The sequence below is a fragment of the Methylophaga sp. genome (assembly GCF_009711715.1).
In the GTDB taxonomy this organism is placed as follows: domain Bacteria; phylum Pseudomonadota; class Gammaproteobacteria; order Nitrosococcales; family Methylophagaceae; genus Methylophaga.
Genome location: NZ_VENF01000022.1, coordinates 19,608 through 33,015, shown reverse-complemented (window position 1 = coordinate 33,015; position 13,408 = coordinate 19,608). Strand labels below are relative to the sequence as shown.

Annotated in this window: 11 protein-coding genes and 1 pseudogene; 11 read left to right on the top strand and 1 reads right to left on the bottom strand. The window is 45.0% G+C overall.

From position 1 onward, the window contains the following. From FH755_RS13385 to FH755_RS13375, 3 genes and pseudogenes are all read left to right on the top strand, one after another. Nucleotides 1-129, top strand: a pseudogene (locus FH755_RS13385) (transposase); the annotation flags it as partial. Nucleotides 130-427: 298 nt separating this feature from the next. Next, complete coding sequence (locus FH755_RS13380; protein ID WP_292441619.1) at nt 428-685, top strand: DUF5676 family membrane protein; 258 nt, start codon at nt 428-430, stop codon at nt 683-685. 21 nt (nt 686-706) lie between these two features. Further along, a complete protein-coding gene (locus FH755_RS13375; protein WP_292441618.1) occupies nt 707-1,186 on the top strand; it encodes a YHS domain-containing protein in 480 nt (159 codons plus the stop codon). A gap of 3 nt (nt 1,187-1,189) precedes the next feature. Here the strand turns inward: FH755_RS13375 and FH755_RS13370 are convergent, their stop codons facing one another. Continuing rightward, on the bottom strand, nt 1,190-1,882 hold the full coding sequence (locus tag FH755_RS13370) for a lycopene cyclase domain-containing protein (RefSeq protein ID WP_292441617.1): 693 nt from the start codon (nt 1,880-1,882) through the stop codon (nt 1,190-1,192). Nucleotides 1,883-2,705: 823 nt separating this feature from the next. On the opposite strand from FH755_RS13370, the gene FH755_RS13365 reads away from it, so the two are divergent. From FH755_RS13365 to FH755_RS13330, 8 genes are all read left to right on the top strand, one after another. Further along, nucleotides 2,706-4,070, top strand: a complete 1,365-nt coding sequence (locus FH755_RS13365) for a TolC family protein (RefSeq protein WP_292441616.1) — start codon at nt 2,706-2,708, stop codon at nt 4,068-4,070. Further along, nucleotides 4,063-5,691, top strand: coding sequence for an efflux RND transporter periplasmic adaptor subunit (locus tag FH755_RS13360; protein WP_292441615.1), 1,629 nt, complete (start codon nt 4,063-4,065; stop codon nt 5,689-5,691). Before FH755_RS13365 ends, FH755_RS13360 begins: the two co-directional genes overlap by 8 nt. Before the next feature lie 12 nt (nt 5,692-5,703). Next, nucleotides 5,704-8,826, top strand: a complete 3,123-nt coding sequence (locus FH755_RS13355; RefSeq protein WP_292441614.1) for an efflux RND transporter permease subunit — start codon at nt 5,704-5,706, stop codon at nt 8,824-8,826. 289 nt (nt 8,827-9,115) lie between these two features. Beyond that, the gene (locus FH755_RS13350; RefSeq protein ID WP_008290477.1) at nt 9,116-9,541 is read left to right on the top strand and encodes a MerR family DNA-binding protein; all 426 of its coding nucleotides are present in this window, start codon (nt 9,116-9,118) and stop codon (nt 9,539-9,541) included. Beyond that, nucleotides 9,538-9,855: a cation transporter gene (locus FH755_RS13345; protein WP_292441613.1), complete on the top strand. Its 318-nt coding sequence runs from the start codon at nt 9,538-9,540 to the stop codon at nt 9,853-9,855. Before FH755_RS13350 ends, FH755_RS13345 begins: the two co-directional genes overlap by 4 nt. 14 nt (nt 9,856-9,869) lie before the next feature. Further along, nucleotides 9,870-12,317, top strand: coding sequence for a copper-translocating P-type ATPase (locus FH755_RS13340; RefSeq protein WP_292441612.1), 2,448 nt, complete (start codon nt 9,870-9,872; stop codon nt 12,315-12,317). 118 nt (nt 12,318-12,435) lie between these two features. Next, nucleotides 12,436-12,711, top strand: a complete 276-nt coding sequence (locus FH755_RS13335; RefSeq protein WP_008290399.1) for a DUF2933 domain-containing protein — start codon at nt 12,436-12,438, stop codon at nt 12,709-12,711. A 35-nt stretch (nt 12,712-12,746) separates the two neighbouring features. Further along, nucleotides 12,747-13,373: an isoprenylcysteine carboxylmethyltransferase family protein gene (locus FH755_RS13330; protein WP_273150452.1), complete on the top strand. Its 627-nt coding sequence runs from the start codon at nt 12,747-12,749 to the stop codon at nt 13,371-13,373. Nucleotides 13,374-13,408: the final 35 nt, after the last annotated feature.

Genomic DNA, 13,408 nt, shown 5'->3' with positions numbered 1-13,408 from the left:
GCTTATCAAAATGGTGTTGAACTCAAGCTGATACAGCCGGGTAAGCCAATGCAAAATGGCTATGTTGAGAGTTTTAACGGTAAGTTTCGGGATGAATGTCTGAATGAGCACTGGTTTATTGATCTGGTGTAGGGAAAGGTATAAACACACATTATAAATCAATAAAAACAGTTAGTTATGAAATATAAACAGGCATAAAATATTTCTTATACGACTATAAGATGTAATATTCCTAAATAAACGTTCATAAGTTAAATCCAGTTAATATTAAGGTTATTGGCAACGATAACATCAGTCTTTGCTAATCTTTTAGTTACTAGATCGGTCAGGCAGTAGTAAAAATGTCTTTGTTGATATAAATCAATGCTTCAAATTTCTAAACAGATGATCATGTTTTTACTGAAAATTCGAAGAGAGGGGAAACCAAATGAAACTCAACAGCGCCAAATTCGCTCTGGCAGCCACCTTAACAACCGCCATTATTTGGATTATCTGTAGCTTATTAGTATTTTTATTACCTCAAGCTACTATTATGGCCTCTGGCGATATGATCCATATGGATATTCAGGACATGATGTGGTCATTAACATTATCAGGGTTCATTAAAGGTCTTATCCTTTGGTCTTTGTCTGTAGGACTGAGTGCTTGGATTTTTGCGGTAATATATAACCGCCTTCAGCCATGATGTATTCGAAAAGCAAGTGAAATGACACGAACAAAAAATTGTCCTGTATGCAAAATGACAGTATCTGAAGATAGCTATGAAGTCACACAAAGAGGTATGACTTTTTGGTTATGCTCTGAACAGTGCCGAGATAGATTCAATCAAAGACCAAGCTTGTACATTGGTGATCCCAAACAAGGCAAGTCAGCCAAACAACATGGGATAAAAGTGCATAAAAAACGCACCCTCAATCTAGAGTTGCCAAATAACAATGAGTCAGCAAGTCTGCTGATTCGAGCCCTAAACTCTCTGATGGGAGTCACTGAAGCCACGATAAATCAAGGCCAACTCGAGATTGAGTACGATCTGGTTCAGGTGTCTTTAGAAGAAATAGAAGCTTTCATTAAATCTACGGGCATCAACATCGAGCAGTCATGGCTCGACAAAATCCACGATAGCTTTATCCATTACAACGAAGAAGGACAACTGGATAATTTGGGCCATCCATATAAAGACAATTAACCGTTATCTCTGTGTTTGTTTCCAGGTTAAGTGCTCGTAAAGGCCAGTCCAGTAATAACCAAAACTAGCTGCAAAGAGAAGCTCCTCAATTGGAATACGAAGAATGAACAGGCCACTTAGCGCGTCCAGATTCCACACACGCTCAATGTAGCCGGGCGCTAAGCTCTCAAGACCAAGAACATACAGCGAATAGTAAGCAAGAAAGAGAACGCTGCCCCAAAAACTCTTAATAGAGAGGTCTGGTCGGCATAGGCTATTTGCTATTCCTCCTGCAATCATCGACATGATGGCGGGATAAATCGGATTCCAATTCCAAAGCATCAATACTGGAAACAAGATAAAAGGCGTAACCACTGCCAGTGTGTGGTGTTTATGCCGCTTTGTTAAACGAGCTTGAAAAGAGATAGCTTGAAGCCTTTGACGTGTGACAACGTTATAAGCCACCGCACCGATTCCACCGATACCGAAACAAAAAATCAAACTTTCTACATCAAACCCAGTTTCCAAAGCCAAGTTGAATAAACTTGGTGGGCTCCAATATTCAGGCACAAACAACGGCTCAGTAAAACCAAATAGCATGGTAATCAAACTTGCTTTCAACATTATGGAGCGATAGGCCGGTGAAGCTATGTATACAATCATCCACGGAATAAGAAATGCCAGAGACCAAACTAACCAAACGTACTGCACATTCATTCAGACATCTTCCCTAAAATTAATTACCAGCTATATATGAACTCTGATGATAATCGTTGATTAAAAAGTACAAATACTAATAGATAAAATGCTGTAATTCATTAAATCTTTATCAAATTTGATTTAGATCATTACAAGTTCATTACATCTCTTCTTTTTTGTTGGGGCAGGCGTTATTATGAAATCCAAAGATGTTGCCTGAAGGCGTATGACAGGATGCTCAGAGTTTCCAAACTATTTTTGCAGGTCATTGTAGTGATGGCCTTTTTAGCTCAGCCACTAATTGCTATATCTGCGCCATGCAAAGATATGGCCATGCATACGTCTGGCTCTCATTTTTTGGAATCGAGTGACAAACGTGATACTGAGCAAACTCATCATGTCAAACATGGTAAAGAGCTAGCTGTAGATTGCTGTGACACCTCGACTTGTAATATCAGTTATTGTTTGTCCCTCAGCCAGGTAGCTCATACATCTTCCATCCCCCCTCAATTGTTTTCAGTCAAAATTTCAAACTACCTTCACCCTGTCCTTGGGGAAAGCTATTCAGACTTTGATTCGAACTCATTTTTCCGCCCTCCCATTTACCTAATCACAGGATAGATCCGCCTGCTTTAGACGACTGTAAAACTCAAATGGTGTCAATAATTCTGCACCAGAAGCTCAAGTTTCACGGGACGAACAGCATAATTAGCATTTTTGCTTGCGGTTAAATTATCCACATCAACACAGAGTTGAGTGTCTTCTGACTCCCAGTCTTCAAAAGACAAACAAAAATCAGTGCAGACACTACGTTCATGAAGCTCAAACCGGAACAGTACCAATGCGTAATATCAAATATTTACGGTTTAAAATTTTTAGCACTGAGTCACTTAAAGCTTTTGTTTTTATGGCTCTAGCTCTCAATATTTTGTCTCTGTCAGCTCAAGAGCTCTCTCTTGAAAAAGCTATCGAGATGGCTCAGAAAAATGATCCCTGGATAGAAGGAAGTTATCAGAAAGAACAGGCCAATATTGCTCAGAGCATAGCTGCTGGTCAGTTACCTGATCCTGTCATATCACTTGGATTCGCGAATATGCCTCTGGACAGTTTCGACTTTAATCAAGAGCCAATGACACAATTTAAAGCGGGTGTCTCCCAAGTTTTTCCTCGGGGTGAAACGCTCGAGTTGCAAAGACAAAAGTTGGAAGAAATGAGTCGCCGGCACCCTTTTTTGCGTCAAGACAGATACGCGAAAGTGCAATTGACAGTTACTCAATTATGGCTCGATTTATATCAGAGCCAAGAGACTATTCGACTGATTGAAAAGGACAGATCATTGTTTGAGTATCTTGTCGAAGTGGCTGAAGTAAGTTACAGCAGTACATTTGGAAGAAGCCGCCAACAGGATCTTGTTCGAGCCCAGCTCGAGCTGACACGAATTGAAGACCGACTAACAGTACTTGATAGAAAAAGAAGTGAGACTCAGGAAAAACTTGCCGAATGGCTTTATGGCACGGGAACAAATTGGCAGGAAGCGGGAGTTTCACAAACACTGCCGGAATTAGAATTAAAGCTTAAAACTGACCACGAAGAAACTGTCAACCTAGCTAAGTATGAAACCCCAGATTTTATTAACCATCCAATAATCAGGAGCCTAGAGCAACAAATCACGGCTTCAGAGACCAATGTTGATCTGACAAGACAAAAATACAAATCACAATGGGGAGTTAATGCAAGCTATGGCTACAGAGATGACGCCCCCGGTGGTCAAGACCGCAGTGATTTCTTTTCATTAGGTATAAGCTTTGATTTACCCATTTTCACGGAAAAACGACAAGACAAGGAAGTAGAAGCAGCGGTAAGCAGTAAGGAAGCGTTAAAAACTGATAAAACCCTCGCATTACGTACGATCAAGGCACGTTTTCATCAAGCCAAAGAGAGACTAATCTGGCTAGAGAAGCGCCGCGAACTGTACAGTGAGCGCCTGTTAAAAGAGATGAATGATCAGGCTGAAGCTTCTTTAAACGCTTATACCAATGATGATGGCGACTTTGCCGAAGTTGTTCGTGCTCGTATTGCTGAGCTCAATGCCAACATCGACTACCTGTCTATCAACATAGACCGGCTAAAAACAATTGCTGAACTGAACTATTTCTCAAGTTCATCTGAATACAAGACATCCATTAACGGGAATCAAAATGACTAGTCCACACAAGACTATATTACTGATGCTGATTGCAATAATGCTAACGGCAGTAATCACATATGGTATGACGCGGAAGTACTTTGAAGATAACACGGCTCATGATAATGACTCCGTAGAAAAGCAACCGTTATATTGGGTTGCACCTATGGACCCCAATTATCGCCGAGACCAACCGGGTAAATCACCAATGGGTATGGATCTGATTCCTGTGTATGAAGAAAACGAAACCTCCATGGACTCGGGCCCAGGAACAATCACCATCTCTCCAGATGTTGTCAATAATATCGGGGTGAGGACTGTTAAGGCTGAATACCTGCCCATTCATTCAGAAATAAAAACGGTTGGTTATGTTCAGTACGATGAAGACAAACTAGTTCATATCCATCCACGGGTTGAGGGCTGGGTAGAAAAGCTTTATGTCAAAGCTGCCGGTGACCCAATTAAAAGAGGACAACCACTCTATAAGCTTTACTCACCTGAACTTGTAAACGCCCAAGAAGAGCTTGTCTTGGCGCTTAATCGAGACAATGTACGCTTAATTAAAGCATCTGAAGATCGCTTGAAGGCATTACAAATAGCTGGCTCAGTTATTAACCAAATCAAACAAACACGCAAGGTCCAGCAAGCCATAACGTTCTATGCTCCGCAGACTGGGGTCGTCGATAACCTTAATGTGCGTGAGGGGTTCTATGTCAAGCCGGGCATGAATTTGATGTCGGTGGGTGACCTCAGCACAGTCTGGGTTGAAGCTGAAATCTTTGAACGTCAGGCAGAGCTGGTCGAGGCAGGGCAAGCTGTCACCATGACTCTAGATTATATGCCCGGAAGAGAGTGGCTTGGAAAAGTCGACTATGTTTACCCCACATTAAATGACGAGACGAGAACAGTTCGAGTCCGGCTTCGCTTTGATAACGAAGATTATGTCCTCAAACCGAATATGTTTGCTCAAGTGACGATAGCGACTGCTGAAGGGGAAGAAAAACTGATGCTCCCAACTGAAGCGCTTATCCGAACAGGCGATCAGGATCGTGTTGTGCTGGCTCTTGGAGAGGGCAAGTTTAAGTCTATTGCAGTTATCGCCGGCAACATTGGTGAAAATCATGTAGAAATCATCAGTGGTCTTGAACCGGGTGAGGAAGTGGTCAGTTCTGCACAGTTTCTTCTTGACTCAGAATCCAGCAAGACTTCAGATTTCAAGCGCATGCATCATGAAGACTCCAAGCCTCAATCTGTATGGGTTGAGGCAAAGATTGAGTCAGTTATGGCGGAACATCGAATGGTCACAGCTACCCATTCAGCAATCAGTGAGTGGGATTGGCCGGCGATGACTATGGATTTCATTGTCAGTGAAAATATTGATCTGAGCGCTCTCTCAAAAGGTACACAACTGCACATGGAAATCACTAAATCAGGTACTGATCGCTACGAAATCACCGAGATACATATCAAAGATGCTGATGGCACTACAAACCAAAGCTCTGCAACTCAAACTAACAGGCCAATGAGTTCGATACGTGATGATGTTCAGTCTGACCGTATAGCGCTTAATCAGGCAACAAGTACTCAAAAGGCGGATGCTGAAGACCCTGAGCATTCATACCAGCAACACTCAGGCATGTAGGAGGGAACAACAATGGTTGAGTCAATCATTCGCTGGTCAATCAGTAATCGCTTTTTTGTCTTGCTTGCCACTTTGATTTTGGTTGGTGTTGGGGTGTTCTCTTTAAAAAACACACCGGTAGACGCGATCCCTGATCTTTCTGATGTTCAAGTCATTATCAAGACTAGCTATCCGGGACAGGCTCCCCAGGTTGTTGAGGATCAGGTGACCTACCCTCTGACCACAGCAATGTTATCAGTGCCGGGTGCGGTCACTGTAAGAGGATATTCATTTTTTGGTGACTCTTATGTCTATGTAATTTTTGATGAGGACACAGACCTATACTGGGCGCGGAGCAGAGTATTGGAATACTTGAGTCAAGTGGCACCGTCACTACCCGAAAATGCCAGACCTCAATTGGGTCCTGATGCTACGGGTGTTGGATGGGTTTACCTATATGCGCTCATAGACAGAACCGGTAAACAAGACATCAGCGAATTACGTTCATTGCAGGACTGGTTCCTGAAATATGAATTACAGACAGTGCCAGGGGTATCAGAAGTTGCTGCTGTTGGCGGCATGGTCAAGCAGTATCAGGTAAATGTGAATCCTGAAAAAATTCGAGCTTTTGGTATCCCTCTGTCACACATTCAGACAGCCATCAAGCGTGGCAATCAGGAGGTGGGTGCTTCTGTAGTAGAAATGGCCGAAGCCGAATATATGGTGAGAGCGACCGGCTATATTCAGTCCCAAACCGACCTCGCCCAAGTTCCCTTGGGCGTCAATAGCCAGGGTACCCCCCTTACACTTGGTGATGTTGCAGAAATCAAGCTTGGTCCACAAATGCGTAGAGGTATCGCAGAATTGAATGGCCTCGGTGAAACTGTAGGTGGTGTTGTCGTCATGCGCTTTGGCGAGAATGCACAAAAAACCATTGAGGGTGTCAAGGATAAATTGCAGGAACTTAAACAAGGTCTACCAGAAGGTGTTGAGATTGTGACGGTTTACGATCGCTCGGGACTTATTGAGCGTGCTGTAGACAACCTTTGGCACAAATTACTGGAAGAGTTTGCCGTTGTTGCACTGGTATGTATGCTCTTCTTATTCCATGTTCGGTCATCACTTGTTGCTATTGTTAGTCTTCCTGTCGGTATTCTCACTGCATTTACCGTCATGCATATCCAGGGTATCAATGCCAATATCATGTCATTGGGCGGTATCGCTATCGCCATCGGCGCCATGATCGATGGCGCTATAGTGATGATTGAAAATATGCATAAGCATATGGAAAAAACGTCTCTTACCAAGGAAAATCGATGGCAAGTAGTGGCTGACTCTGCTTCTGAGGTTGGACCAGCATTATTCTTCAGCCTACTGATAATCACTGTCAGTTTTGTGCCGGTATTTACACTGGAAGCACAAGAGGGACGTATGTTTTCACCGCTCGCCTTCACTAAAACCTATGCGATGGCGGCATCTGCAGCGTTGGCGATTACGCTGGTTCCTGTCTTGATGGGCTACTTCATCCGAGGGAAAGTATTACCGGAACACAAAAATCCCATCAACCGGTTGTTGGTCGCCGCTTATATGCCGGTTTTGAAAATGGTTTTAGCGTTTCCCAAAACAGCCATTTTCATTGCGCTACTTGGCTTGGCTTCAACCTATTGGCCTTTACAGAAAATTGGCAGTGAGTTTATCCCTCCACTTGATGAAGGCGATCTCATGTATATGCCCACCACTTATCCTGGCATTTCCATTGGTAAAGCCCGAGAGATTCTTCAGCAAACGGATAAGTTAATTATGACCGTACCTGAGGTGAAAACGGTATTTGGCAAGATTGGCCGAGCTGAAACAGCGACCGATCCAGCTCCATTGACCATGATCGAAACTTTCATCCAGTTAAAAGAGCGAAGTGAATGGCGTGAAGGTGTGACAACAGAGTCATTGAAAAAAGAGCTTGATAATTTGGTTAAATTGCCCGGTCTGACCAATGCTTGGGTCATGCCGATAAAAACACGGATTGACATGTTGGCAACGGGGATTAAAACCCCGGTGGGAATAAAAGTTGCTGGCGCAGAACTCCCTGTAATTCAGCAGATAGGCCAACAACTTGAAACAATATTGGCAGATGTGCCTGGTACCGCCTCAGTCTATTCCGAGCGTGTTGCCGGTGGGCGTTATATCAAGGTGGATATTGATCGAGAAAAAGCTTCACGCTTTGGTCTTAATATTGCCGACGTACAACAAGTCGTTGCATCTGCAATTGGCGGGGTAAATGTCACCCAAACTGTAGAGGGGCTTGAGCGTTATCCCGTGAATATAAGATACCCACAGTCCTATCGGGATTCACCAGAGCAGATGGCATTACTTCCGATTGTCACGGCTAAAGGACAAAGGATCGCTCTGGGTGATGTAGCTGACATAAAAATTGAAAGTGGCCCCCCAGCAATCAAAAGTGAAAACTCCCGTATCAACGGCTGGACATTCGTTGATATAGAAGGTGTTGATATTGGCTCTTATGTTGAAACAGCTATGGAGTCCGTCCGTAAAGAACTGGAACTCCCTACCGGCTACTCAATCCATTGGTCAGGTCAATATGAATACATGCTTCGAGCCAAAGAAAAGCTCACTTATGTAGTACCACTGACACTAGCGATTATAGCCATACTCCTATTCATGAATTTCAGAAACTTTACGGAAGTTGTCCTACTGATGGGTACATTGCCTTTTGCCTTGATTGGGAGTATCTGGTTGCTCTACTTGATGGGCTTTAACTTTTCTATTGCTGTTGGTGTGGGATTCATCGCACTGGCTGGGGTGGCTGTTGAAATCAGCGTGATCATGCTGGTTTACCTCAATCAAGCCTGGCGAGAAGAGCTCACTAAGAATTCAACTAATTCAATCGGGAACTCACTAACCAAGACTCAATTGATGCAAGCGGTTATCACTGGAGCGGGATTGCGTGTTCGTCCGGTGATGATGACTGCAGCAGCGGTCATCGCAGGCTTGATACCCATACTACTTGGTACAGGAACTGGCTCTGAGGTAATGAGCCGAATTGCTGCTCCGATGGTAGGAGGAATGGTAAGTGCGGTCATTTTAACCTTATTAGTACTGCCCGCTTTCTATTACCTATGGAAGCTGAAATCAAAGTAGAAACCTATTATTCAGCTTTGTAATGCTTATACGTATATCCAATAGACGGAGCTATTTAATCCCTTCTGGGATAGACGCTCCTTGCAGAGGCACATTCCCTTCAGGGAGATAAAAATATAAGAAGTGAATAAATGATGGGTAGAGGCATTGGGTTACATTTTAAATAATTAATTACAACCGTATTGACCTATGTCAAGGACACAGGTTTAAGGTTGGACTAACCTGTTAGTCAAACCAAAGTTTAAAACTCAGCTTTGGGGTTCAAAAGTCTGACAATGGGAGTGGTCGAATGCTTGTTAACAAGGTTGCGAAACTACTGAACGTAGGCCCTGATAAGGTTCGGTTTTATACCCGTGCCAAGTTGCTTCATCCTGAAAAAAACCGATTCAATGGCTATCGAGAATACAGCCAAAAAGATGTAAAGCGTTTGAAGTTTGTATTAACAGCTAGACAACTGGGTTTTTCGATTGATGATATTCAGCAAATATTGGCCGACGCCGACAAGAAGAGGTCGCCTTGCCCTCAGGTAAGGCACTTGCTTGAAAAGCGTTTGCAAGAAACTGAAGAGCGTTTCCAGGAAATGCAGCAACTGAGAGAAAGGATGCAAAAGGCCTTGGCAGTATGGCAACGAATGCCAGATATGGAGCCCACAGGCGAGATGATTTGCCATTTGATAGAAGAATTTACGATCCCATTAATACTGGAAGAAAAATGAGTATAAAACATTTAACAGTTCAAATTGGAACAGCCAAGCCAGGTTGCTGTTGTGCCCCAAAAACCTCCACTACAGCCAGCGTAGCTATTAAGCCCGTTGTCAGTGAATTTCCAGTCAAGCAGTTAAAGGTTGAAGGCGCCTCATGTGGAAGCAGTGTAAAGAGTATTGAGAATGCACTTAGGGCCGTGACTGGCGTTACAGATGTCAGTATGGATCTGGCCAGTCGTGTCTTATCAGTGGCGAGAACAGTACAAACTGACGAATTGATTGAGCCACTCGAAAATGTGGGATACCCAGCCACTGCTGTCAACTAAGTCCGGAGTTAGCCATGGATATTGAGAATACAGAATCGTCAAATAAGCACAGCCAGCAAGGTGCAGAAAAAAATACTATCTACGTATGTCCAATGCACCCGGAAGTGAGGTCCGAGCAACCAGGTGACTGCCCGAAATGCGGCATGCACCTTGTGCCAGAAGGTGAACTCAAATCTCATAATGAACACGTCCACCATGCTGAGTCAAAAAGCGATGGCGAAGCGGGCTGTTGTGGTAGTCATGACACTTCTTCCCACGTGCACCATGAACATAGCTCGCCCAACAAAAGCAAAAGTATGGCAGGTAGTAAATACGATAGCGTTCCCGAGGGCTGGAGCGGACCTGTCTACACCTGTCCAATGCATCCGGAAGTTCGCCAGACAGAACCGGGCTCATGTCCATTGTGCGGCATGGGGCTGGAGTTGGAATCAGCTGCGATGGCTGGAGATGAGCCTAACCCCGAACTAGTGGACTTTAGCAGACGTTTCTGGGTTGGGGCAGCACTGACGATTCCTTTACTGATCCTGACAATGAGTCCATTTATAGGGATTACGCAAATTCGTGAGTTTTTAGGTGAGACGACATCGCTCTGGCTTGAAGCGGTGCTCGCTACGCCTGTCATTCTTTGGTCAGGGTGGCCATTTTTCGTACGCGGCTGGAACTCGTTCCGCACCATGAACCTCAACATGTTTTCACTAATCGGCATGGGGGTTTCGGCGGCCTATATCTTCTCAATGATTGCGATAATTGCACCAGGTATCTTCCCTCCTGGCTTTCGTGATCCGGAAACCGGACACGTCGGTGTGTATTTTGAGGCGGCAGCAGTCATTGTCACATTAGTCCTGCTTGGCCAAGTTATGGAGCTACGTGCCCGAGAAGGCACGGGTAAGGCCATACGTGCACTGCTTGATCTTGCCGCAAAGACAGCCCGGGTGATACGTCCGGATGGCAGCGAGGAAGAAGTTCCGCTTGAAGATGTGCAGGTTGGTGATCGGCTTCGGGTAAGACCCGGCGATAAGGTACCCGTTGATGGTGTAGTGGTCGATGGCCGCTCTTCAGTTGACGAAAGCATGATTTCAGGTGAACCCGTACCCGTGGAAAAGACCGAGGGAGATAAGCTGACAGGGGCGACAATCAATGGAACAGGTAGTCTGGTTATGGAAGCAACGCGTGTCGGTTCTGACACGATGCTCGCCCAAATCGTGGAAATGGTGGCAGCGGCGCAGCGCTCACGAGCACCCATTCAGAAATGGGCTGACATGGTCGCCGGCAAATTTGTGCCTGCTGTAATCGGTGTTGCAATTGTCTCTTTTATTGCCTGGTCTATTTGGGGGCCAGCGCCAGCCTTGTCGTATGCACTGGTATCAGCTGTGGCTGTTTTGATTATTGCTTGCCCTTGTGCTCTGGGCTTGGCTACTCCAATGTCGATCATGACGGCGACTGGACGTGGTGCACAAGCTGGTGTGTTGATTAAAAACGCTGAAGCTCTGGAGCGTTTTGAGAAAGTCGATACGCTGATCGTGGATAAGACCGGTACGTTGACGGTAGGTAAACCGAAGCTGGTTGCCGTTTTGCCTGAAGCAGGGCACGACGAGGCTGAGGTACTTCGATTGGCGGCCTCGCTTGAACGCGGCTCAGAACACCCGTTGGCTGAGGCCATCGTTCGTGGTGCTGAGGAGCGTAACGTAGCCTTTGCTGATGCTGAAGACTTCGAGGCGATTACAGGCAAAGGTGTTAAAGGCACTGTAGGCGGTAAAGCTGTGGCGTTGGGTAATCTTGCCCTGATTACTGATATGGGATTGCAAAGCGGAGACTTGACCGCTAAGGCCAATGCGCGCCGTGATGAGGGTGAAACAGTGATGTTCATTGTGCTTGATGGCAGAATTGCCGGATTGGTCAGCGTTGCTGATCCTGTCAAAGAGACCACACCGGCGGCACTAAAGACACTGCATGAGCTGGGACTTCATATCATTATGGCAACCGGTGATAACGAACGTACAGCTCAGGCAGTTGCTGCACGACTTGGCATCGATGAAATTCGTGCTGATGTTCTGCCTGCTGACAAGGCTCGTATTATTAGAGAATTACAGCAACAGGGACGTAAAGTGGCTATGGCGGGCGATGGTGTTAACGATGCACCAGCCTTGGCACAGGCTGATGTTGGGATCGCGATGGGAACAGGCGCTGATGTGGCGATTGAAAGTGCAGGATTCACTCTAGTAAAAGGTGACTTGGACGGAATAGTTCGCGCACGCCGCCTTGCCCATATAACCATGCATAATATCCGTCAGAACCTCTTTTTTGCGCTGATCTACAACGCTTCAGGCGTACCTATCGCAGCAGGCATTCTCTATCCGTTCCTTGGGATATTGATTGGGCCCATTTTTGCTGCTTTTGCCATGAGTGCTTCGTCGCTCTCTGTTGTTCTCAATTCGCTGAGGCTGCGCCGGGCACGGATCTGAATCAGCTTGTCTCAATGGATTCAAGTTGGATGTTTTTTTAGAGTGGATGAACACTCCTAGCGCTACGATAAGCGGAGTGTAACAAACGCTAATTTTTTAATCGCACGTGAGGTGCCTTATGGACACACAAAGACCATCATTTTGGAAAACCCCGGCTGGTTTCGCTGCACTGGTGTTGATTGGGGTCGTTAGTTACTTTCTTTTGATGGAACATCGCCAGCATGTCTGGCAGTTTTTGCCTTACTTGATTCTATTGGCTTGCCCTTTGTTGCATCTGTTTATGCATGGTAGTCATGGAGGACATGCTGGCCATGGCCAACACGGAGGTGAACAAGATGCGAATCAACGTGAGGTCGAGGATGACCATCGGGAGCATGAGCACCATCATCATTAAGGCTCAGGATAAGACAACATTACTGGAGAAATAGCATGCATGGTGAATCCGCTTATGGTCTTTGGACGCTGGTATTGATTAATTCAGCGATATTTATCTTTTTTGCTTTCAGCTTTACCAAGCCTCAGACAAAAACAGATTGGCGTAGTCTAGGTGCTTTTTCTGCATTCATTATTGCGTTGTTTACAGAAATGTATGGTTTCCCTCTAACAATCTATTTTTTATCTGGCTGGTTGGCGGAGCAATATCCCAATATCAATTTTATGGCGCATGAAAATGGACATTTATTGCATACGATACTGGGTTTTGAAGGTAACCCGCATTTTGACCCGCTGCATATTGCAAGCAATGTTGTCATTATTCTTGGTTTCTTTTTACTGGCTTCGGCCTGGAGCGTATTACACCGTGCCCAACAAAACAGGCAGTTAGCAACAACAGGATGGTATGCAAGGCTCCGACACCCACAATACATCGCATTTATCATGATTATGTTTGGTTTTCTGTTGCAATGGCCAACCATCCCCACCTTGGTAATGTTTCCAATTCTGGTCTTTGTTTATATCCGGTTAGCCAAGCGAGAAGAGCGCATGGCGCTTGATGAGTTTGGAGATGAATACAGACGTTATATGCAAACGACACCAGCATGGATTCCTAAACTCTAAATTGGTAAGGAAACGTCAACAACATAGCCTAATGT

Bases quoted from the DNA above. Each gene is read 5' to 3' on its own strand.
- FH755_RS13340 (WP_292441612.1), top strand. From the start codon at position 9,870: ATGGATATTGAGAATACAGAATCGTCAAATAAGCACAGCCAGCAAGGT.
- FH755_RS13345 (WP_292441613.1), top strand. From the start codon at position 9,538: ATGAGTATAAAACATTTAACAGTTCAAATTGGAACAGCCAAGCCAGGT.
- FH755_RS13355 (WP_292441614.1), top strand. From the start codon at position 5,704: ATGGTTGAGTCAATCATTCGCTGGTCAATCAGTAATCGCTTTTTTGTC.
- FH755_RS13350 (WP_008290477.1), top strand. From the start codon at position 9,116: ATGCTTGTTAACAAGGTTGCGAAACTACTGAACGTAGGCCCTGATAAG.
- FH755_RS13330 (WP_273150452.1), top strand. From the start codon at position 12,747: ATGCATGGTGAATCCGCTTATGGTCTTTGGACGCTGGTATTGATTAAT.
- FH755_RS13360 (WP_292441615.1), top strand. From the start codon at position 4,063: ATGACTAGTCCACACAAGACTATATTACTGATGCTGATTGCAATAATG.
- FH755_RS13380 (WP_292441619.1), top strand. From the start codon at position 428: ATGAAACTCAACAGCGCCAAATTCGCTCTGGCAGCCACCTTAACAACC.
- FH755_RS13375 (WP_292441618.1), top strand. From the start codon at position 707: ATGACACGAACAAAAAATTGTCCTGTATGCAAAATGACAGTATCTGAA.
- FH755_RS13370 (WP_292441617.1), bottom strand. From the start codon at position 1,882: ATGAATGTGCAGTACGTTTGGTTAGTTTGGTCTCTGGCATTTCTTATT.
- FH755_RS13335 (WP_008290399.1), top strand. From the start codon at position 12,436: ATGGACACACAAAGACCATCATTTTGGAAAACCCCGGCTGGTTTCGCT.
- FH755_RS13365 (WP_292441616.1), top strand. From the start codon at position 2,706: ATGCGTAATATCAAATATTTACGGTTTAAAATTTTTAGCACTGAGTCA.